Genomic DNA, 21,523 nt, shown 5'->3' with positions numbered 1-21,523 from the left:
ATTTCGGTGAATTGAAAATCTATACCAAAATTAACAGAAAAATAATGAGACTTGAAAATGTATTTTACTCCTCGGTCGGCGCTGTTTGGCTCAATTACAAGTACGTAATTCTGCCACAAAAGTCGTGGTAGAAGCCGTTGAAAAACCTGGCTTTAACGTAATTGAATGTGTTGTGTGGTATTTCGTCGTTCCTTCAAGAAGTATAGCTGTGCTTTCAATTTTCTTTGTAGCAACGTAAGTGCCTGCTACCAAACTCCCTGAGGTATGGTTCAGATTTTCTTGGCATACGGGGGGGGTAGAGATTTGTTGCCCTTCCCTGTTCAGCACCTTAGCGGTGCCAACTTCATTGGGAAAACATTTGATTTTCTCCGCGTCGATTGTTATCACTGCTAAAAACTCTAAAGGAATCTTTGGTAAGCATGTTAATTCATTGGATGAAAGGTCAAGTAAAGTACTATTGGTAGGTAAGTTACCCAATGAGGAGACTTGATTATTACTAAAATCTAATTCTCTTAGGGTATAGGGCAACTGAGGCAATGATTTTAATTGGTTATTCGCACAATACAATGTAAACAACAAAGGTAACTCAGGTAGCTCTTTCAACTGATTGCCACTACAGTATAAAAACCTCAAATAGGGGATATGATGTATTTTAGGCAAATGTATAATTTGATTACGGCTACACTCAATAAAACCTAAGGTTGCTGGAAGATTTTCAGGCAAGACCTTTAGCTTATTATTAATACATATTAAACGCAATAGGTTAGGAGGTAAGGGGGGAAGGGTATCCAGTTCGTTGTTTGAACAGTTAAGTAACCTTAAAGATTCAGGAAGCTTGGGCAATCTCCCAATTTTATTATTGTAGCAAATTAACAAATCTAATTTGATTGGCAACTCTGGTAGGCTTGTTAATTGGTTTGAGTTACAATCTAGCTGCTCTAATCCAACAAACCCCTCTAAACCAGCCAAACTACGTATGCTTTTATTCGAAACAGTTAAAATTTTTAAGTTCGCCGCAACTGGCAAAAGTTTATTAGCGCTGTCAATACAATCTGGACAAGCAGTACGTATTGCTTTGGCAAAATTGGAGTCTGGGACTATTTTCTGAGAAAATACGACTTTAATTGTTACACAAAATATAATAAATAAGGTAGATAGCAAGTGCCAAAGCGCAGTGTATGACAAGTTCATTATACAAAACTATATCTAAGTTTAACATTTTTGCCAACCAAAGCAAAAATCCCCGTACTTTTGCGGCTCTAAAATACAGAATAAGTCGTCAAGATTGCAAGAAAATGACTAAGAATTTCATCGAAGAATTGCGTTGGCGTGGTATGCTCCACGACATGATGCCTGGCACAGAAGAACAACTCCAAAAAGAAATTACCTCTGCCTATATTGGTTTTGACCCCACAGCTTCCTCTTTGCACATCGGAAATTTGGCAACTATTATGCTCCTAAAACACTTCCAGTTGTGTGGACATAAGCCATTTGCCCTGGTGGGAGGTGCGACTGGTATGGTGGGTGACCCTTCAGGAAAAGCCGCCGAACGCGCTTTCTTGTCAGAAGAAACGCTTCGCTACAACGAGTCCTGTATCAAGAAACAACTTGAAAAGTTTTTGGATTTTGACTGCGGAGACAACTCAGCCCAAATCGTAAACAACTACGACTGGTTCAAAAACATTGGTTTCCTTGAGTTTTTACGGGAAGCAGGGAAATATATCACAGTCAATTATATGTCGGCGAAAGACTCCGTGAAGAAACGCCTCGAAACAGGCATTTCTTTCACCGAATTTAGCTACCAACTACTCCAAGGATTTGACTTTTATTGGCTCTTTAAGCACCACGATGTTCGTTTGCAAATGGGTGGTTCGGACCAATGGGGAAATATTACGACGGGAACAGAATTGATTCGCCGAAAAGAAAACAACAACGACGAAACCGCCGAGTACCGTGCTTTTGCCCTTACAACTCCTTTGGTGACTAAATCGGACGGAACAAAATTCGGAAAAAGTGAAAGTGGAAACGTTTGGCTAGACCCTTCCAAAACTTCTCCTTTTCAGTTTTATCAGTTTTGGCTTAACTGCGCCGATGCTGACTGCTCGCGCCTACTCCGCGTATTTACGCTTTACACAAAAGATGAAATAGAGGCTTTTGAAGCCGAACATGCTCAAGCTCCTCACCTGCGCGTCATGCAAAAGGCTTTGGCAAAGGATGTGACCATTCGAGTTCACTCATTATCAGAATATGAGATGGCAGTAGCGGCCTCTGAAGTTCTTTTTGGAAAAGGAACCCTTGAAACGCTTCAAAATATGGACATGCTGACATTTGAAGCGGTATTTGATGGAGTACCGCAAAGTGTCATCAGCGCAACCGCATTGTCTGAGTGTACCAACGTTACTGATTTATTATCTGTAGTGACCAACAACGAAATCTACGCATCTAAGGGTGAGGCACGACGGGCCATTCAAGGAAACGCCGTGAGCATCAACAAAACCAAAGTCGCTGACCCCAATGCGCAACCCGCATTTGAATTGCTGCAAAATAAATTTTTGTTGGTTTCTAAAGGCAAAAAAAATCACTTAATCGTGGTCGAATAAGCGCCTTTTTATCGTCATTTTTCACCCCCTACAAAGCCAAACATCCAAAAAGATGTTTGGCTTTGTCACTTTTTGGCATTCTTTACGTCCAATAAACTACCAAATAATCAGTAAAATATATACCAAAACACAACATGCTCACTACCAGAAACTTACACCATTCACCTCATCTCCCAAAAGACATAATTTTCTTCCCAAAAAAAGCCAAATCAAAAAATATTTTTTAAAAATTAACCAAAAAAAAGAAGTTAAATGTAGTTTTGGCACGACTGTTGATAGAGGCTATTTCTGTAAACAGACGATAATCCAAAAAACATCGCATGGAACAAGCTTTATAACCCCACTCTATCATGCAGAAGTTAAGCCTAAACCAAACATTACAACAAAAGCTCTCGCCGCAGCAGATACAATTTATCAAGCTGCTCCAAATTCCGACGGCAGAATTAGAGAGTCGAATTGAGGAGGAGTTGGAGATTAATCCAGCATTGGAAGAGGGGTTAGAACAGGAGATGAACGAGAAAGATGACATCTATGATGATTCATCTGACGGTGAATATGATGACGAATATTCGACCCGTGATGACATTAGTCTTGACGACTATCTCAACCATGAAGAATATGGCGGGTACAAAATGTATAGTGATGGAAACTTCCCAGAGGAAGATCGGGAGATGCCAATCGCCACCATCAATACCTTACAAGATGCGCTACAGCAACAGTTTGGGTATTTGAAACTCAACGAACGCCAGTCGGTCATCGGCTTACAATTGTTGGGAAGCATCGAAAACGATGGCTATATCCGCCGTTCTATGCAAGCTGTTGTAAATGATTTAGCCCTTTCGCAAGGGTTTTATACCTCGGTGGAGGAAGTGGAGGTTGTATTGAAAAAAATCCAAACATTTGACCCTCCAGGCATTGGTTCCCGCAATTTGCAAGAATGTTTATTGCTCCAGCTTGATCGTAAAAACGCTTCAGACAACTATGTCAACTATGCCATCAAAATCATTGAGGATTATTTTGATGAATTTTCAAAAAAGCATTTTGAGAAAATTCAAAAACGCCTCGGCATCAATGACGACCAAATGAAATGTGTCATTTCGCTCATCACAAAACTAAACCCAAAACCTGGCTCAGTAGAAGGTGAGGATGGATTAGCACAATATCTTTTGCCTGATTTTTGGATTCACAACAACAACGGCAAGCTTGAAGTACATCTCAACTCAAAAAATGCACCAGAACTACGCATAAGTCGGTCTTTTGCCGAAATGCTGGATACCTACGACAAAAGCGACAAATCCAATCGGCACATCAAAGAAACGGTCACTTTTGTGAAGCAAAAACTCGATGCTGCAAAGTGGTTTATTGATGCCATTAAACAGCGCCAAAATACGCTTCAACGCACGATGAATGCCATCTTACAGTACCAATATGAGTTCTTTTTGGATGGCGACGAAACCCGCTTAAAACCCATGATTTTGAAGGACATCGCGCTGCGTATCGAAATGGACGTTTCGACGGTTTCGCGCGTGGCCAACAGTAAGGCCGTTCAAACAGAATTTGGGGTATATCCGTTGAAATATTTCTTCTCTGAAGGAATATCGACCGAGTACGGCGAAGACGCAAGTAGCCGTGAAGTGAAGTCTATCCTGAAGGATTTGATTGACCACGAACCTAAGGGAAATCCGCTTTCGGACGACAAGCTAGAGAAACTCTTAAACGACAAAGGCTATAATATTGCCCGTCGGACGGTGGCCAAATACCGCGAACAGCTCAATATACCTGTTGCACGATTACGCAAACAATTATAGTGACATCGTCTGTTATTCGTTACCTTTGTGATAATCAAAATAAAGGTCGGCAATAAACAGATACATTCGCTTTGAATACGCCACTTGCAAAGTTTCTTTCGGTTATACTTCATCCCCTTCTGATGCCCACGTTGTTGTTGGGCATGTTGTTTTTTACCACACCAGCCGTTGTTGGCGTCGATATGTTTACCCCTCCCATTCGCCTTACCCTTTTGGGCTTTGTGGGTATGACTACTTTTGTGATTCCTGCCTTAGGAATTTACTATTTATACCGAGCAGGTTATATTCAAAGCCTCCACTTAGATAATCTTGCCGACCGACGCCTTCCCTATTTTATTACAGTGTTGCTTTACGGCTTTGCCACGTATTTTTTTCGGTATCAGCTCGCCCAATTGTCAGAGTTAGCCCCCCAAATCAGCATCGTTCTTGCCAGTGTTACGGTGTCCATCGCTTTGGTCGCCATGATAAGTTTAAACTGGAAAATTAGCGCGCATGGCACTGGCTTTGGCGGGTTGTTGGGTGCCACTTTTGGTATCGTTGTAAAATTTGGAGAACACATCCTCCTCTATCCCCTTTTGGGATTAGTCGTGCTGGGAGGATTTTTAATGAGTGCACGCCTTCATCTCAATGCCCACACCCCCGCTCAAATTAGCGCGGGCGTTCTGCTGGGTTTAGCGGTGAGTTTAGCAACTGTTTGGTGGTTTGTCTGAGATTATTACATTTACGTATTTTCTGCTTCATCCTAAACCTAAAAACCATGTTTGAGTATTTAACCTACGAAGTAAACGATGGCGTTGCCCGTATCACGCTCAATCGTCCTCAAGTTTACAATGCTTTGAGTGCAGGCTTGCTAAAAGAAATGACACGTGCCATTGAAACTACAGCCGCCGACGAAACGGTACGTGTAGTGGTTATAACAGGCGCTGGCGATAAAGCATTTTGTTCGGGTGCCGACCTCAAAGAAGGAATGGGAGGCGCCAATAGCCTTGGTGATTCGTTACGACAAAATTACAATCCGCTCATTTTAGCCATACGGTCATTGCCCAAACCCGTTATTTGTCGGCTCAATGGCGTTGCGGCGGGTGCTGGCTGTTCGCTTGCTTTGGCCTGCGACCTTGTCATAGCTACCGAAGAAGCATATTTAAGTCAAATTTTTGTCAATATCGGCCTCATGCCTGATGCTGGCTCAACCTTCTTTTTACCTCGATTGGTCGGAATGCAAAAGGCTTTTGAAATAGCCAGTACTGGTCGAAAAGTATCCGCCATAGAAGCCGCTCAGATTGGGTTGATTCACAAAGCCGTGCCTGCCAGCGAACTAGATGTAGAACTTGCAGATATTGTTTCCTATTACCAAAACGCTCCCACAAAAGCCATTGGAGCGATGAAGCAAGTGATGAACCAAGCGATGTATTCTACCCTCGACCAAATGCTTGAGCTTGAGGCACAACACCAAGACCAACTTGGCCATACGCACGACGCAGCGGAAGGAATTATGGCTTTTTTGCAAAAACGCAAGGCTGCCTATCGTGGAAAATAACTTCCTCAACATAGAATCATTATGCTTATCCGAATTGTACGAATGACGTTTCAGCCTGAAAAAGTGGCTGATTTTTTAGACGTTTTTGAGCAATCAAAAGAAAAAATCAGAGCCCGTCAAGGCTGCCATCGACTAGAGCTTTTACGCGACTTACATCACTCCAATATTTACCTGACATACAGCTATTGGGACGATGAAGCAGCCCTAAATGCGTACCGAGATTCTGAATTATTCAAAACAACTTGGGCCAAAACCAAAATCCTTTTTGCGGACAAGCCCGTAGCCTATTCCGTCGAACGATTACAGGAATTGATTTAGCATAAACTCATCTGCATCCAAATGCGCAGGAAAACGCGTTCGAAAAGCAGTTAATGATTCTTTTTGTAATGTGTAAATAATGATGCGTTCTTCTCCAGATGTCCGCTCTAATACCTCCCCTTTAAAATCAACTACGGCGGAGTCGCCTGTGTGTGGAATGCCATTGCCGTCATTCCCAATGCGGTTGACCCCAACTACATAACTGAGGTTCTCAATGGCCCTGGCTTGAAGTAGGGTATTCCAAACGTGGCTACGGACGGCAGGCCAGTTTGCGACATACAACAACAAGTCGTATTGAAGTGCTACATTGCGCGACCACACAGGAAAACGTAAATCGTAACAAATCAGTGGACAAATTTTCCAACCCTTCCATTCTTTGACAATGCGCTTACTACCAGCCTCATACGACTCATGTTCCCGCGCCATTCGGAACAAATGCCGTTTGTCATAATAATCGTACGTACCGCTTGGCTCCACCCACAGTAGGCGGTTAAAATAGTTCGTACCTTCTTTGGCGACAAAACTTCCCGTCACTACTGCGCCCGTTTGTGCTGCCATTTGCTGCATCCATTTGGTGGTAGTCAGGTTCATGGGCTCGGCAACCGAAGCAGGATTCATCGTAAAACCCGTTGTAAACATTTCGGGTAATACGATGATATCTACTGGTTCTGTGATGGTGGCTATTTTTTCTTCCAATGAAGCCAAGTTGGCCGTTGCATTTTCCCAATATAAATCGGTTTGAATCAGCGCTACTCTTAAATCCATCTCATTAAAATTTAAACCTTATTTCAATTCACTCGCTTTGATTTCGCGCTGCCACTGTTGGCTTCCTTTGGCATCATAAATTGTTATTTTTAGTACACGCTCTTTTTCTGGCCCTGTGATTTCAAACATACCAAAATTACGTTTGTTCTCTACATTCGTTCCTGCCACGTACGTTTCGGTTGTTTTTTCAGCATCGGCTGGTTTTCCCGCTCCCGACGTCAGCGGTGATACTGTAAAATCATACAATGGATATGTACCAAAACGATTCAAACGGTGCAACACTGTATGGTGGCGGTCGCCTGTCAAAAACAATACGCCTGGAATATTAGCCTCGGCTATTTTTTGAAGCAACAATGCCCGCTCTTCGCCATAAGTAGCATAATTTTCAAACAAAGCAGCCGTATTGAGAATTTGCCCACCTGTTACGATAAACTTGAACGTCGCCTTACTTCCTACCAGTGCATCAATCAGCCAGCGGAGTTGGGCTTCACCGAAATACGTTCGGTCATCTTTTCGGTTATTGGGAGCGCGAAACCAACGGTCGTCCAACATAAAAAACTGGGCATCTCCCCACTCAAAAGTACTCGTACAAGCACCTTCAAAAACGTAATTGGGATTTCCCCAAAATAAACGAAACGCCTCAGAAGTCATGTTTTTAAGCGCAAAGCTGCGGTCTGAGTCATTTGGCCCAAAATCGTGGTCATCCCAAACCGCGTAGTTGTGGGTAGAAGCTAACAAAGGCTGCAACTGCGCCAACGAACGCGTGTGGGTATTGCGGTACAACACACCCGTGCGAGTATTCCAATCCGGTTCGCGTAGGTAGGTATTGTCACCGCCCCATACCATAAAGTCAGGTTTTTGTTGGTATATAGCAGTATAGATATCATAATCGCCACCGTAAGCAGAAGGACGGTCGTAGGGGGCATCATTGACATAGGCACAACTTCCAAAGGCAAATTTAAAGGCAGGTGGGTCGGTGCGCCATTGCCACAACGTTTGGCTTTGAAAAGTAAGCGGATAGCTAAAACTTATCTTCTTACCGTCCACCCATAGTTCGTAATCATACTTTTTACTGGGCTGAACTTGGTCGGCGATTAATTTTGCCACAAACGCTTTGTCTTTTTGGGTTAATAATTCGTCCGTGCTCATCTTTTGGCTAGGATTGCCTTGTTCCCAGTACATAAATTTTACTTTGGCCGCTTGTTTAGTCTGAACCCAAAGCAAAACTTCACGCATTTCGGAATAACCCACCATGGGACCCGATTGAACTTGCGCAAAGGAGTGGAGCGCTATAAAAAGACAGATTAGGAGTGATGAAGATTTTTTTATCATGATTAGGCGTATTTTTGGTGCAAGTTAATACAAACACCTGTTGGTCGCCGCTTGCTGTGTTTAACATTTTATGAAAGATTTGTTTTTTGACAAAGCAACTGGCATCCACTATCTTTGCGGCTCGAAATTTCAGCCCATGCAGATTATCAACCACCAATACCAGATTCAAAACGTAGCTGTTCTTGACATTGCACAGCAATTTGGCACACCGCTATACGTGTATGACGCCAACAAAATCGTTGAAAAAATCGACGAACTTAAAAGCGCGTTCCCGAACGTCAAGCTTAAAATTAAGTTTGCGTGTAAAGCGCTCACCAACGTTTCGATTCTGAAACTTATGCGCCAAAACGGGGTTGAAATCGACGTCGTTTCTCCCCAAGAGCTTCAATTAGCCCTTCATGCAGGTTTTGAAGGCGCCCAAGTCACGTTTACACCCAGTGGTGTTTCGTTTGACGAAATCGAGGCGGCCGTCGAAACGGGCGCAATCATTAACCTCGACAACTTGAATGTGCTCGAAAAGTTTGGCCAACGCTATGGCAATCGTGTACCGTGCATGATTCGCATCAAACCCAACGTCGCCGCAGGAGGAAATGCCAAAATAATGACCGCCCACGAAGGTTCTAAGTTTGGAATTGATATTCGTCAACGCGATGAAATTTTAGCCATCGTCGAAAAATATAACATCAACGTCGTTGGACTTCACCAACACACAGGTTCGGACATCAAAGAAGCCGAAGCTTTTGTGAAAGCGGCCGATGTGATTTTTGACTTTGCTCATTCTTTCCCACATCTTCAAATCATAGATTTAGGCGGGGGTTTTAAAGTAGCCTACAAAGAAGGCGATTACACGACCAATATGCCCGAATTGGGCGCAAAACTAAGCGAAGCCTTCTTGAAACTGAGCGAAACGCTGGGTAGAGAGCTTCAACTTTGGTTTGAGCCTGGGAAATTTTTGGTAAGTGAAGCTGGGGTGCTTTTGGTACATGCCAACATGGTAAAACAAGCACCTGGGCGTACTTTCGTAGGGGTAAATTCGGGGTTAAATCACCTTATCCGTCCAATGATGTACGATGCTTACCACCACATTGTCAATGTGTCAAACCCTGAAACTGAAACCAAAGGCACGTACGACGTCGTAGGATATATTTGTGAAACAGATACCTTTGCCAAAGACCGAGAACTAAACGAAGTCCGCGAAGGGGATATTCTGGCATTGCTCAATGCAGGTGCGTATGGATTTACCATGAGTAGCCAGTACAATAGTCGTTTTCGCCCTGCGGAAGTGCTCGTCTATAACGGGCAAGCTCATATTATTCGTGAACGCGAAACGATGGACGACATTCTAAAAAACCAAGTATTGCTTGCGTTTTAAAAGATTGCCTAATAATGCTAATCTAAATTCTAATCAATAAAATAAAAATACCCAATGGGACGCGCGTTTGAATACCGTAAAGCTAGTAAGCTAAAGCGCTGGGGGATGATGGCTAAGACATTTACCCGCATCGGAAAAGACATTGTAATGGCTGTAAAAGCAGGTGGATCTGACCCTCAAAACAACTCACGTTTGCGGGCGATTATCCAAAACGCCAAGGCGGCAAATATGCCTAAAGATAACGTAGAAAGAGCAATCAAACGGGCTACTTCTAAAGACCAAGAAGACTATAAAGAGGTAGTTTTGGAAGGAAAAGGCCCACACGGAATTGCGATTTTGATTGAAGCTACTACCGACAATAACAACCGAACTGTAGCCAACGTACGTAGTTATTTCAACAAAACTGGCGGATCGCTTGGGGTATCTGGAATGCTTGATTTCTTGTTTGACCGCAAGTGTGTATTCAAAATTGCCAATACGGGCATTAACCTAGAAGAGTTTGAATTTGAATTGATTGATTTTGGTGCTGAAGAAGTATTCTTGGATGAAGAAACCAATGAAATCAATATTTATGGTGAATTTAATGCCTTTGGAGGTATTCAAAAATACCTAGAAGAACAAGGTTACGAATTGAAGGGTGCTGAGTTTACTCGTATTCCTAACGAATTGAAAGAATTGACAGAAGAGCAAGCCGCTGATGTTGAAAAGCTCCTCATGAAACTTGAAGAAGATGATGACGTTCAAAACGTCTATTCGACATTGAAATAAATTCTAATAACGAAGGGCGAATCACAAAATGTAATTCGCCCTTCCTCATTCCAATAACTTCTATTTGCAATTCAATTCATACAAATACACCGTTTCTCGAAGTGTATTGTCGCTTGATTTAAACTTCATTACTACCTGCGTCGGAACCCGTTTAGTATTGTACTGATACGAAACTTCCACACTCTGCCCACCTGTCACGTACGTCAGCGGATTTCTTCGACTGTGGGGACGCCCAGTTAGCAGATTAACAACCTGCATTCCTTCCGCAAACGCATAAATATTTACTTTGTCGTCGTACGAACCATACTCGGCCACCAAACTATCCGTTTGGCTCAATGGCTTACGAATAAACCATTTTTTGACATTAGCTGCTGTATCGTACTCCCATTTTGAAGTAAGCCCCGTTCTTGATTTTACCTCCGAAATCCGATTGTTTATTCCGTAAGTAATTTTCAACGAATCTTCCAACTTAGGCCCCGAATTATAGACCCTAAACGGCCGAATTGTTTTCAATTTTGAGTCGCGATCGTAGTCTAACTCATAAATAAAACTATTGTCTTTGACGGCCAGATTTGTCTCCCGAATACGAATGAGTCGGGTTTTAGAAGTGTATTCAAAAGTATATCTTTTGATAACTCTATTGTTTGGTTCAATCCCCGCATACTCAACCATTCGCTCTAGGCGTCGGGTAGAGTCAAATTCGTACGTACGCAGTAAAACTCCATTCACTTTTTCGTTGAGTAAAATACACGAAGACAAGGCGGTAGAGTCAATGGGTTCTACGTCGTCTCCTCCTCTTGGACGGCAGGCGTCAATCAAAGCGACACCTCCTAGTAAAATCACTAGAACCGCCCAGTAATATCTTGATTTATCTAACATATCTATAGGTTGGTTATGACCAAGTCAAAACTATCTTAAATCTCCATCAAAAAAAATGCCAAGTCTTACCTTTATTACGTATTGGAACATTTTAGGTAGAATACCCTCAAAAACCAATCAAGAAGGATGTTTTTTAATGGAACTTGCCTCTCTCCACAAAAAAAATGCCTAAAGTAGTAATCTTAACTTTTATTTTAGAATTTTATCTTTCTTTTGGTCTCTTTTGTTTTTTTCATTGCTTTAGGTTGTGCCTACATTTCGCTTTTGTCCACAATGTGCCAGCCCTCTTGAGTAGGACTTGACGCACAGCTCATTGAGTCGTTAGGTATTTTTCCGTTTCACCAACGAAACGAATTGATTCTTACCTACCACCTAAACTTCGGGCATCATTTTCATGGACACCAACGAGCTTGAAGTCTATAACATCATTCCTATCCACGAAGCACGCCCTTGGCCGTTTGGGGCTGGAATTGCCCAAAAAAAATGGTAAAAAAACGAAAAGAGGGATGACCAACGGCCATCCCTCTCATACAACTCAAATGATATTTTATTCTCCTTGGCGTTGAATGCGACTTGCTCCCGACGCCGACGACTGAAGATTCGGAATCGACCCTAAGTTTGCTTTACTAACGCCCGACGCTTCCACGTTGGCATTTTGAATCTGCATTTGTTCGGCATCAAGCATACAAGCACCCGACAAATCAGCCTCAAGGGTATTGGCCCTCCCGTGGAGTTCTACCTTGGATGCCCCAGAAACATCTAGTTTCAATTCTTTTACATTGACATTAATCAAGGTTTTTGATGCTCCCGAAATCTCAACTTTCAAATCATTACTGTTGGTAAATCCTGTTATTTTGGTCAACGTTGCCCCAGACAAATCGACTGATTCAAGTTTAGGCATGGTGATGGTGATACCCACCCGCTTATTATTTCCAAACAGTTTGGCCTTTTTACGATTTTCGATTTTCAAAACCCCATCACTCACCTTGGCTTCCACCTCATCCAAATCTTCCTCACGGCCATCGGCGGTTACTTTAAACTCATTCCCTTGTTCTATCTTAACCACAAACGCCCCACCTACTCTAACTTTGTCAAAACTACTAAGGTCAAATTGTTTTACCATTTCCCCCCTGGCCTCAAACGACTTATCAAACGCATCGTTTAATCCTGATTCGATTCCACCACTGATTTCATCGATGTGGCTATCATTATCACCGTAGCTTCCATCGTGTTCTTCCTTTAAAATAGGGCGGTCGAGACAAACCAAGCCTGAGTCTGATTTAATGGCCCAATTTAACGTTTTGAATATTTCGCTATTTACTTCCAAATCGTATTCGTATTGGCTACGCTGACGCACTCCCCAAAAGTGATCATAAAAATCGCGGGTCATCTTAAACGCCTTGTTGTAAGGCAAGTACAACTGCATTCTCAGATTTTGGCCTCTAAAGCGCGGCGCTTTGTCTGACAACATAAAATCTTCATCAAACACAATCGAAGAGTCACTTTGTTTTACGTTGTAAAGGATATTGGAAGCATTAAACTCGGCATCTTGACGCGAACGTCCTTGTGAGCGAAATTCAAGCTCTAGTTTTGCCTCTGTTCCATCATAGCCATCCAAATCAAGGTGTGTATTATTGTAATTATCGCTGTCGCCGTTGTCATTCAACTCCAACAAAATAGGGTTTGCAGGGAGTTTATAGGTTTGTACCTTTTCAACGCTACCATTCCGACGGAAGTTTGAGCCATATCGTACGCCATAAACAGTGCTTCCGATAATTCCAACCAAAAACAGCCCAAGCAATGTTTGCCAAATAGAAGCCGTAAATTTGTTTTCTTTGGTCAACAACGATACCCCTAACCACGCAATAATTGCAAAAGGTGCGCCAACTGCAAAAAACAAGAACACGTAGGCAACGGGTGTAACTTCACCAAAAAAGAAGTTGAGCGGCATAAAATCGCTATCAATCGACCCAAAATCCCACGTTCCTAAGCCCATCACAGCAAACAACGCAGTGATAAGCCCAATCAGCGCACTTGCACCTACCATCACTAAAATTAAACCTGCAAAAATGCGCATTACTACTACCAAAAATCGCATCAAAGGCGTCAATCCACTAAAAATGGCCGCAATAGCACGGAAAGGCAAAAGCAATAGTTTTGTCAAAATGCTTTCTTCTTTTTGTTGTTCAGGCTGAAGGGCTTTTTTGACGTTTGTTTCAATGTTTTCGAGCGTAATGGGCTGACCCGTCATTTCCATTTTTTCGGTCAAAGTATTGGCCCTCGGGGTAATGAGCCATAAAACGATGTACAACAACAACCCCGAGCCAAACAATAAGATACTCAACACCCACGCAAACCGAACCACACCCAAGTCCACTCCAAAATAAGCAGCGACCCCAGAGGCTACCCCTCCTACTACTTTTTTATCGGGGTCGCGGTAAAATTTCTTCAAATTTACGTCTTCCTCCAGCGTTGTTGACCCTGGAAAAGCCACCCAACACGCGATATAAACAATAAATATAAATCCACTGATTGGGCCAAATATCTCTTCTGCGCCGTCCCCAATCATGCCCCCTCCAGCAGGAAGCCCAAGGAAAAAGAACAAGAACACCAAACGAACCAAAAGTGGGTCGGTATTGAAATAATGAGCAATACCTGCACAAACCCCTCCGATTAATTTACGTTTGGTATCTCTTACGAGTTTTTTGGGAACAAACGGAGCAGATGGTATTTCGGTCGTTGTTCTCTCACGTTTTGGCTCGCTCGAAGCATCCAAGGTTTCTTTTGGATCTGCCAGGTCTTCTTCCTCTTCGATGGCCTCAAAATCGGCAACAGTACCCATGCTTTTGATAAGCTGCTCGACATCATCGAGGGCAATCACCTGTTGTTCGGCTGATTTTTGTTTGGTTAAAAACTTTTCGGCGATGCGGCCTTCAATGTCAGAAATGATTTCTTTGCTGTCTTCGTACGACGAAAAATATTTCTGAATGGAGTTTAGGTAGTTTTTTAATTTATCGTATCCGTCCTCTTCAATATAAAAAATCAGACCGGCGATGTTGATGCTGATAGTCTTTTTCATGGCAAATCTAGTTAGTAGATGACTCTTTGTTTTCGTTCTCCAAATGCTGCGTTTTTAGTACAATGGTATTTACCGAGTCCGAAAGCTCGTTCCACGTTTGCTGCATTTCGTCCAAAAACTTTTTCCCCGTTTCGGTTAGTACGTAGTATTTACGTGGCGGCCCCGACTGCGACTCTACCCATTTGTAGTCGAGCAAACCCGAATTTTTGAGGCGAGTCAATAACGGGTAAAGCGTTCCCTCAACGACCATAATTTTGGCGGAGGTGAGTTCATCAAGCATATCTGAGGCATACACCTCGCCGCGAGAAATGATGTGCATAATGCAAAACTCTAGAATCCCTTTTCGCATTTGCACTTGAGCGTTCTCAATATTCATGCTACTGTCATGTTTTGGATTTTTTTGATTAAACGTCATGGCTGTATGAGCGTTTTTGTTTTCAATTGGCTGTTAATTGGTAATCCATGGTACAAAGCTAATATAAGGTACTTTGTGATGCAAGGTACTTGGCTAAAATATTTTCAAAACTCGCTGAAACGGTAAAATTCAAGGATAAACGGTAAAATAATGTACTATCTTTGTTTCTCATCATCACAAAAACCATTTTCATGTATTCCTTCAACATCAAAGAGGTCATTTCAGTCACGCTGATTCTGTTCTCTGTCATTGACATTTTGGGGGCAATTCCCATTATCATCGACCTCCGAAAAAAGGCTGGCAGCATCAATGCCCGCCGAGCTACCTTGGTTTCGGGCGGTTTGATGATTGCTTTTCTGTACGTTGGGAAAGAAATTTTGAAGCTTTTTGGCGTCGATGTCGCCTCCTTTGCCGTTGCAGGTGCCCTGATTTTGTTCTTGATTGGTCTGGAAATGATTCTTGGGCGAAACATCTTCAAACACGACGCCGTTCATACCAATGCCACTTCTATCGTTCCTATTGCTTTTCCCATGATTGCGGGTGCAGGGACCATGACAACCATTCTCTCGCTCAAAGCCGCTTACCAAGAGATAAATATCATTGTTGGTATCCTCATTAACCTTGTTTTTATTTACCTAGTACTGCGTTCATCGGCATGGATTGAGCGTCAATTGGGTGTAGCGGGCACTGACGTATTACGCAAGATATTTGGGTTAATTCTCATAGCCATTTCCATCAAATTATTCAGAAGTACGTTGTAAGTTTGAGGTTTCTTTATACGTGCTTGAGGTTTCTCAAAACCTCAAAAAAGGGTTGCTCACAACCACCTTAATTGTATAATGTCCTCTGGTTTTGAGAAACCAGAGGCACGCAGGAAGGTGCTTGAGGTTTCTTTATACGTGCTTGAGGTTTCTCAAAACCTCAAAAAAGGGTTGCTCACAACCCTATGAATGATATAGCTTCTTAACAAAATAAACTATATGTGGATAGAACAAAACAACAAGCTCGTTCGTGAATACGAATTTGAAGACTTCAAAGAAGCCTTTGCATTTATGACCAAGGTAGCCGAAGTAGCTGAAGCCATGAATCACCACCCCTGGTGGGCCAATGTCTGGAACAAGGTAACGATTGAGCTTACTACCCACGACGCGGGCAATACAGTCACCGAAAAAGACGAAGCACTGGCCGAAGCCATTGAAGCTATTTTTGACGAAATGTAGCACAAAAAAAGCCCTCTCCGCAAAGCAGAGAGGGCTTCTGTCACTCTAAGCAGATAAAAAAATACCTTAATTGAGTAACTTTAATTTCAAGTCATTCAGTTGTTTGCGAATAGAGGCATCTACCTGGCGATCGCCTACACGAAGGATATACCCTCCGATTAACTTATCATCCACTTTCTCCTCCAGCTCTACTGTTTTACCAGTAGCTTCTGCCACAATCGTAATGAATTGCTTGCGCAACGCATCCGTCAATGCAGTAGAAGAAGTGATGTAGGCTTTCACAATGCCCTTGCGCTCATCGTACAATTTAATGAATGCTTCGGCAATGCTGTGCATGATACCTTCACGGTTTTTGTGAGTGATGATATTGAAGATACCAAAAGAAACAGGATCTACTTTATCTTGAAACACTCCTCTAAGTATAGCGAGTTTTTTATCATGGCGAACGACGGGGCTTTTCAAAGCCAACATCAACCCACGATTATCGTCGGAAACGGTTTTAAAAAGAACCATGTCTTTATAAACAGTTTCCACTACATTTTTTTCTTCTGCTAAATCAATCAACGACTTAGCGTATCGTAAAGCTACGGTAGATTCAGACATTTGTTTCGGCGCTTAGTTAAGTCTAGCTTCTTTTGCCAAATCAGCCACAAGTTGCTCTTGTGCCGACTTATCGCTCAATTCTTTGCGAAGTACCTTTTCAGCTATTTCAAGCGAAATGGTTACAACTTCTTTTTTCATTTGGGCAACAAGGGCAGCGCGTTCGTTGCTGATGGTTTCGCGGGCATCTTCGATGATACGCTTACCTTCTAATGTTGCTTTGTCTTTAGATTCTGCAATGATACGATCCGCAGATTCTTTTGCTGCTTTCAAGATGCTATCGCGTTCGGCGCGGGCTTCTGTCAACAATTGTTGGTTGTCAGCTTGCAATTTTGCCATATCGGCGCGCGTCTTTTCAGCCAAGTCCAAAGCACTTTGGATTTGGTGTTCGCGCTCGCTCAAGCTTGACAAAATAGGCTTCCAAGCAAGTTTAGCCAACAAGAACAACAAAATTCCGAAGAATACTAATTGCCAAAATATGAGGCCGAGTTGGGGGGTTACTAATTCCATGATATTGAAATAGCTTATGAGTTTCTATTTACTAATCATTCTCCAGAAGCTTGCCTAGTGCTTGCAACTGGAGAATGGTGTATTTTTAAGCAGTTACGAACGGGTGCTGGCACCTAATGTACTCAACGGTCAATAACCACTTTTTGGTAGGACGATGAATTACTTCAACAAAACTACCAACAAGGCGATAACGGCACCGAAGAGGGCAACGGCTTCAACGAAGGCCGCAACGATCAACATAGCACCTTGAATCTTTCCAGAAGCTTCTGGCTGACGAGCGATACCTTCCATAGCTGAGCTACCGATACGACCGATACCCAAACCTGCACCGATAGCAGCAAGACCAGCACCGATAGCGGCACCCATGTAACCAAGTGATGCGCTGCTCTGAGCGGCTTCTTGAAGCAAAATGTTAAGCAACATGATTGTAATTGATTATATATGAAAAAATAAAGTTTACAAGAATTAGTGGTGATGCTCTTCTACGGCTGCCCCGATGTACGAAGCTGTAAGTACCGTGAAAATATACGCTTGCAATGCCGCTACCAACAACTCAATAAGGTTGATAAAAGTAGAGAAGATGGCAACCGCTGGGCTTACTGCAAGGCTTTCAAAAATGAAAATCATGCTCAAAAAGCTCAATAAGATAATGTGACCCGCCGTGATGTTGGCAAAAAGACGAACCATCAATGAGAATGGCTTCATAAACAAACCAACAATTTCTACGGGAGTAAGGATAATCAACATCCATTTGGGAACGCCTGGCATGGCAAAGATGTGCGTCCAGTAAGTGCTTTTACCGTTGAAATTAACAACGATGAATGTAATCACTGCAAGGGTCATTGTCACGGCAATGTTCCCCGTCAAGTTGGCTCCACCTGGCAACAAACCAAGCAAGTTGTTGATCCAAATGAAGAAGAACAATGTCAACAAATACGGAGTAAAACGACGGTAATGTTTTTCGCCGATGTTGCTTTTGGCCACTTCATCACGAATAAAAATAATGATTGGCTCAAGAACCGACTGCAAACCTTTTGGCGATTTTCCTGTACGCTCCTTGTACGACTTTGCAACTGTCAAGAAAATGGTCAACAACAAAACGAAGCTGAGAATCAACGATGCTACGTTCTTCGTGATTGAGAAATCTTTCACGTGCGAGCCGTCCAATGCCGTGATGTGTTCGTGCTCTAGTTTATATCCTTCGTAAGTTCCGTCTTCGCTGTGGTAGAAGTGGCTTGAAGAGAAAACTTTGAATCCTTTGTTTTCGTCATAAATAATGACTGGAAGCGGAATCGAAATGTGCGTGTGACCGATGGTTGCAAAATGCCACTCGTGGCCATCTGCAACGTGGTGCATGATCATTTCACCTGCGTTAAATTTCTCTTTCTCACCGTGTTTGTGAGGTTCTTCGGCCATTACTTGCGGCGATACAATGGCCGCTAAAAATAAGAAAAGTACAAATAGACGGATTGAAATATGTTTCATTATTGCTCTACGGTTTCAAATCGCGGCGCAAGTTACGATACATTCCGACAACTTCAAAGCAAGTATAAAATAAATATAATGCAAAAAAGGTAATGATGAACGAAACTACCTCATTTACTTGCATATAGACGAATACAGCAACAAATACCATACACAAAATCAGCTTTATCACTGCCGATGCCAAGTAAAACTGTACAAATTTGTCGTTATCTTCCTGAAAACCAAAGGATAATATCCTGTGCTGAAGGATAGATAACGTAAAAAAGAAGGCTAAAATAAACCATTTTTCTTTTGGCAAAATGGCGCCAAAGCCAAAGTATTCGGCTGTAAAAAATACAATTCCAATAATTGCAGAAAATAATATTGTCCGAAGCATAATTTCTTATTCGCTTTTTACTTGCACAATCATAAGGTATAAAGAAGCACCTACTGACCCCAACGAAAGCACCAGTGTGAAAAGTGGAAACTTGTAGGCCAACCATTCGTCAAGCTTCAATCCAGCATACACCCCCAAGCCTATTGTTCCCAACATTTGAAAAGCAATGCCCGAATATTTGGCATAGTTTGAGGTAAAACGTTTCTCCTGCTTAGGGTCGGTAGGGGTGCTCATACGTTTGTTTGTTAAAAGCGTTAGTTGAGAGAAACCTTGTCAAATTCATGAATCTTTTGAACATCCACCCTGACGATTCCGTCCACTTTGGCACCGTCAAACATGGGTCTAAATTTAGCTCCCCACGTAATTTCTTCGTATCGGTACGAGTAGCGTGCATGAACGGGCTGCAAAAATGTTTCCTCCGTGGCGCGAATATACACCAGTATCTCCGTATCCGACTCTCTCAACCCTTCTTCCGTAACGCCGTACAAAGGACTTTCTTCCGTTAAAGGATGAACGAGTGTCCAGTGCATGGGGAAAAAATTCACTTGGTTTCGCTCCAGTTTCAACGGATAATACTTGCGTGTTCGCTGTCCCGACGGTAGGGTTTCTAAACGCGATAATGACACCGACACGTTCACGTCCACCAACTCATTGGGACTCTCATTGATCATCCGAAACATCCACGCGTTAATGTCGAGATAGGGTGCAAAAATAGCATTTTGGCTAAACAATATCTTAGGAACAGGACGAGAAAAACGGCTATAAACCAAGCCCGTCGCAATGGCAAAACCCAACACCCCCACCAACGACTCCACCGAAGACAAAGCGCTTGTCATCAATCCCGCAGGCGATACGTGCCCGTATCCTACTGTCGTGAGCGTTTGGGCGCTAAAAAAGAATGCCCCCCAAAATTTATCCGCCACACCCGTCCCGTGAATACCTTGCAAATTTTCGACCCCAATTACCAAGTAAAGTAGGGAGAATAGGCAGTTGACCACAAAGTAGATGAGAAAAACAACCACAAAAAAACGTGGCCAAGATAGCAACGTCAGGCGGTGAAAAATATCGGCCCACGCCCAAAAAGATACATTGACCCGTTTGGCATTAAAACTACCATCAGGGTTAATCAACCTTCCCTGTAAACCAGTGAGCTGCGTTCCAAAACCAAGTTCTACCCGCTGTTCTTCGCGCTCCAAAAGCGCACTTTTTTTAATTGAATTGATAAGTCTATTTGCCTTCATTGTTGGTTCGTAAATTAAGGATGGTTTAGAGAGGATTGAATACATAAATCCGAAAACCTTCACTTTTGTTCCACGACAGTCGTTTACCTTTGCCGAAAAAACGAACTTGTGAAGAAAGTCTCCATTCTCATTGCGGCACGCAACGAAGCAAACAATATCCTCGAGTGCTTGCAGTCGGTTGAAGCACTGACGTACCCCAAATCGCACCTGCAAGTGCTCGTGGGCGATGATGCCTCGACCGATGAAACGGCGGACATTATTCGCGACTTTACTCATAACAAGCCTTATTTTAAATTAGTTAGCATCACCAGTACCCTTCCAGACTTAAAAGGAAAAACCAACGTTTTGGCCCAGCTCGCTCACCAAGCCACGGGCGACTACCTGTTTTTTACCGATGCCGACATTGAAGTACCAGCAGATTGGATACAAGAAATGCTACGGCATTTTAAACCCAACGTTGGGGTAGTAACAGGCATTACCACCATGAAAATACCTCCATTTCCGCATTGGGGGCTAGGGGTCTTTCAGGGCATGGAGTGGCTTTTTTACCTGTCGCTCATGCGGCTTTTTGGCTTATTTGGCATCCCTGTCACGGCCATGGGCAACAACATGGCCACCACCCGCCAAGCCTACGACGCCGTGGGTGGCTACGAAGGCATCCTATTTTCGATCACCGAAGATTACGCACTTTTCAGGGCTATTTTAGAAAAAGGCTTTCGGTTTGAGCAACTTTTCGACCGCCGCGTGTTGACGATTTCAAAGCCTGTTCCGACCTTTCAAGAATTATTAATACAACGCAAACGCTGGATGTACGGAGCCATGTCGCTGCCTTGGGGACAGCGTATCGGAGTCTATCTCAACGGCTTACTGATTCCAATTTTGCTCGTTTTGGCCCTCTTTTTTCCAAAAACTGCCCTCTTTTTGACCTTTGCTAGCTACGTTTTTACCACCGCTTGGCTTGTGGGTGGCCTCAGTTGGTTGCAGCTCAACACGCTGATGCTGGGGGCGCCGTTTTTCTGGTTTTATCACCTCGGAATGAACTTTACCATGCTGATTAACTTTTATACAACCAAAAACACACAGTGGAAAGGAAGAAACTATTTTTAAATGCCAATTTTAAATGTCGAATGTCGAGTGCAAAATGTCAATTTTAAATGTCGAGTGTCGAGTGCAAAGTGTCGAATTTTTGAGGGGAGGGTTGCTCACAAGCCGACATGG

Annotated in this window: 23 protein-coding genes; 10 read left to right on the top strand and 13 right to left on the bottom strand. The window is 42.9% G+C overall.

Features of this window, described 5'->3' with window-relative positions; genetic code table 11:
- Window positions 1-90: 90 nt before the first annotated feature.
- Window positions 91-1,191, bottom strand: a complete 1,101-nt coding sequence (locus tag AC23P2_RS23735; RefSeq protein WP_487775511.1) for a 3-coathanger stack domain-containing protein — start codon at window positions 1,189-1,191, stop codon at window positions 91-93.
- Window positions 1,192-1,295: 104 nt separating this feature from the next.
- On the opposite strand from AC23P2_RS23735, the gene tyrS reads away from it, so the two are divergent.
- The 5 genes from tyrS to AC23P2_RS23710 all read left to right on the top strand — a co-directional run bounded on the left by tyrS (window position 1,296) and on the right by AC23P2_RS23710 (window position 6,263).
- A complete protein-coding gene (tyrS, locus tag AC23P2_RS23730) occupies window positions 1,296-2,600 on the top strand; it encodes a tyrosine--tRNA ligase (RefSeq protein ID WP_487775510.1) in 1,305 nt (434 codons plus the stop codon).
- A 350-nt stretch (window positions 2,601-2,950) separates the two neighbouring features.
- Window positions 2,951-4,408 carry an RNA polymerase factor sigma-54 gene (rpoN, locus tag AC23P2_RS23725; protein WP_487775509.1) on the top strand — a complete coding sequence of 486 codons (1,458 nt, stop codon included), beginning with the start codon at window positions 2,951-2,953 and terminating at the stop codon, window positions 4,406-4,408.
- A 122-nt stretch (window positions 4,409-4,530) separates the two neighbouring features.
- Window positions 4,531-5,118, top strand: coding sequence for a hypothetical protein (locus AC23P2_RS23720; protein WP_487775508.1), 588 nt, complete (start codon window positions 4,531-4,533; stop codon window positions 5,116-5,118).
- Between the two features lie 47 nt (window positions 5,119-5,165).
- The gene (locus AC23P2_RS23715; protein ID WP_487775507.1) at window positions 5,166-5,945 is read left to right on the top strand and encodes an enoyl-CoA hydratase/isomerase family protein; all 780 of its coding nucleotides are present in this window, start codon (window positions 5,166-5,168) and stop codon (window positions 5,943-5,945) included.
- A gap of 21 nt (window positions 5,946-5,966) precedes the next feature.
- Window positions 5,967-6,263: a putative quinol monooxygenase gene (locus AC23P2_RS23710; RefSeq protein ID WP_487775506.1), complete on the top strand. Its 297-nt coding sequence runs from the start codon at window positions 5,967-5,969 to the stop codon at window positions 6,261-6,263.
- On the opposite strand, the gene AC23P2_RS23705 is transcribed toward AC23P2_RS23710, so the two are convergent.
- Both AC23P2_RS23705 and AC23P2_RS23700 read right to left on the bottom strand, forming a co-directional pair.
- Window positions 6,246-7,028 carry an amidohydrolase gene (locus tag AC23P2_RS23705; RefSeq protein ID WP_487775505.1) on the bottom strand — a complete coding sequence of 261 codons (783 nt, stop codon included), beginning with the start codon at window positions 7,026-7,028 and terminating at the stop codon, window positions 6,246-6,248. The two genes, AC23P2_RS23710 and AC23P2_RS23705, sit on opposite strands and share 18 nt — an antisense overlap.
- An 18-nt stretch (window positions 7,029-7,046) precedes the next feature.
- A complete protein-coding gene (locus AC23P2_RS23700; protein WP_487775504.1) occupies window positions 7,047-8,360 on the bottom strand; it encodes an alkaline phosphatase D family protein in 1,314 nt (437 codons plus the stop codon).
- Between the two features lie 136 nt (window positions 8,361-8,496).
- Here AC23P2_RS23700 and lysA point away from each other — a divergent pair, with 136 nt between their 5' ends.
- Together lysA and AC23P2_RS23690 are read left to right on the top strand one after the other, a co-directional pair.
- Complete coding sequence (gene lysA / locus AC23P2_RS23695) at window positions 8,497-9,732, top strand: diaminopimelate decarboxylase (protein ID WP_487775572.1); 1,236 nt, start codon at window positions 8,497-8,499, stop codon at window positions 9,730-9,732.
- 54 nt (window positions 9,733-9,786) lie between these two features.
- The gene (locus tag AC23P2_RS23690; protein WP_028527139.1) at window positions 9,787-10,500 is read left to right on the top strand and encodes a YebC/PmpR family DNA-binding transcriptional regulator; all 714 of its coding nucleotides are present in this window, start codon (window positions 9,787-9,789) and stop codon (window positions 10,498-10,500) included.
- A gap of 60 nt (window positions 10,501-10,560) precedes the next feature.
- On the opposite strand, the gene AC23P2_RS23685 is transcribed toward AC23P2_RS23690, so the two are convergent.
- The 3 genes from AC23P2_RS23685 to AC23P2_RS23675 form a co-directional block, all read right to left on the bottom strand.
- Window positions 10,561-11,379, bottom strand: a complete 819-nt coding sequence (locus tag AC23P2_RS23685) for a hypothetical protein (RefSeq protein ID WP_487775503.1) — start codon at window positions 11,377-11,379, stop codon at window positions 10,561-10,563.
- 547 nt (window positions 11,380-11,926) lie between these two features.
- Window positions 11,927-14,458: a GIN domain-containing protein gene (locus tag AC23P2_RS23680; RefSeq protein ID WP_487775502.1), complete on the bottom strand. Its 2,532-nt coding sequence runs from the start codon at window positions 14,456-14,458 to the stop codon at window positions 11,927-11,929.
- Window positions 14,459-14,465: 7 nt separating this feature from the next.
- Complete coding sequence (locus tag AC23P2_RS23675; RefSeq protein WP_037302416.1) at window positions 14,466-14,834, bottom strand: PadR family transcriptional regulator; 369 nt, start codon at window positions 14,832-14,834, stop codon at window positions 14,466-14,468.
- A gap of 230 nt (window positions 14,835-15,064) precedes the next feature.
- Here AC23P2_RS23675 and AC23P2_RS23670 point away from each other — a divergent pair, with 230 nt between their 5' ends.
- Both AC23P2_RS23670 and AC23P2_RS23665 read left to right on the top strand, forming a co-directional pair.
- Entirely contained in the window at window positions 15,065-15,634 is a 570-nt protein-coding gene (locus AC23P2_RS23670) for a MarC family protein (RefSeq protein WP_487775501.1), read from the top strand.
- 219 nt (window positions 15,635-15,853) lie between these two features.
- Window positions 15,854-16,093 carry a 4a-hydroxytetrahydrobiopterin dehydratase gene (locus AC23P2_RS23665; protein WP_487775500.1) on the top strand — a complete coding sequence of 80 codons (240 nt, stop codon included), beginning with the start codon at window positions 15,854-15,856 and terminating at the stop codon, window positions 16,091-16,093.
- A 66-nt stretch (window positions 16,094-16,159) separates the two neighbouring features.
- On the opposite strand, the gene atpH is transcribed toward AC23P2_RS23665, so the two are convergent.
- From atpH to AC23P2_RS23630, 7 genes are all read right to left on the bottom strand, one after another.
- Window positions 16,160-16,696 (bottom strand): ATP synthase F1 subunit delta, encoded by a 537-nt coding sequence (gene atpH, locus AC23P2_RS23660; protein ID WP_487775499.1) that lies wholly within the window; start codon window positions 16,694-16,696, stop codon window positions 16,160-16,162.
- Between the two features lie 12 nt (window positions 16,697-16,708).
- Window positions 16,709-17,203 carry a F0F1 ATP synthase subunit B gene (atpF, locus tag AC23P2_RS23655; RefSeq protein ID WP_487775498.1) on the bottom strand — a complete coding sequence of 165 codons (495 nt, stop codon included), beginning with the start codon at window positions 17,201-17,203 and terminating at the stop codon, window positions 16,709-16,711.
- Between the two features lie 159 nt (window positions 17,204-17,362).
- Window positions 17,363-17,626: an ATP synthase F0 subunit C gene (atpE, locus tag AC23P2_RS23650; RefSeq protein WP_028527130.1), complete on the bottom strand. Its 264-nt coding sequence runs from the start codon at window positions 17,624-17,626 to the stop codon at window positions 17,363-17,365.
- Window positions 17,627-17,668: 42 nt separating this feature from the next.
- Complete coding sequence (atpB, locus tag AC23P2_RS23645) at window positions 17,669-18,688, bottom strand: F0F1 ATP synthase subunit A (RefSeq protein WP_487775497.1); 1,020 nt, start codon at window positions 18,686-18,688, stop codon at window positions 17,669-17,671.
- 7 nt (window positions 18,689-18,695) lie between these two features.
- Entirely contained in the window at window positions 18,696-19,064 is a 369-nt protein-coding gene (locus AC23P2_RS23640) for a hypothetical protein (RefSeq protein ID WP_487775496.1), read from the bottom strand.
- Window positions 19,065-19,070: 6 nt separating this feature from the next.
- Entirely contained in the window at window positions 19,071-19,298 is a 228-nt protein-coding gene (locus AC23P2_RS23635; RefSeq protein ID WP_028527127.1) for an AtpZ/AtpI family protein, read from the bottom strand.
- Window positions 19,299-19,318: 20 nt separating this feature from the next.
- Window positions 19,319-20,305: an ion channel gene (locus tag AC23P2_RS23630; RefSeq protein ID WP_487775495.1), complete on the bottom strand. Its 987-nt coding sequence runs from the start codon at window positions 20,303-20,305 to the stop codon at window positions 19,319-19,321.
- A 108-nt stretch (window positions 20,306-20,413) separates the two neighbouring features.
- On the opposite strand from AC23P2_RS23630, the gene AC23P2_RS23625 reads away from it, so the two are divergent.
- Window positions 20,414-21,412: a glycosyltransferase gene (locus AC23P2_RS23625; RefSeq protein WP_487775494.1), complete on the top strand. Its 999-nt coding sequence runs from the start codon at window positions 20,414-20,416 to the stop codon at window positions 21,410-21,412.
- The last annotated feature ends 111 nt before the right edge of the window (window positions 21,413-21,523 follow it).

The sequence above is a fragment of the Runella sp. R0.1_18 genome, from assembly GCF_057652155.1.
Note: the sequence above shows the minus strand (reverse complement) of the source record. Positions and strands in the feature narration are given on the sequence as shown.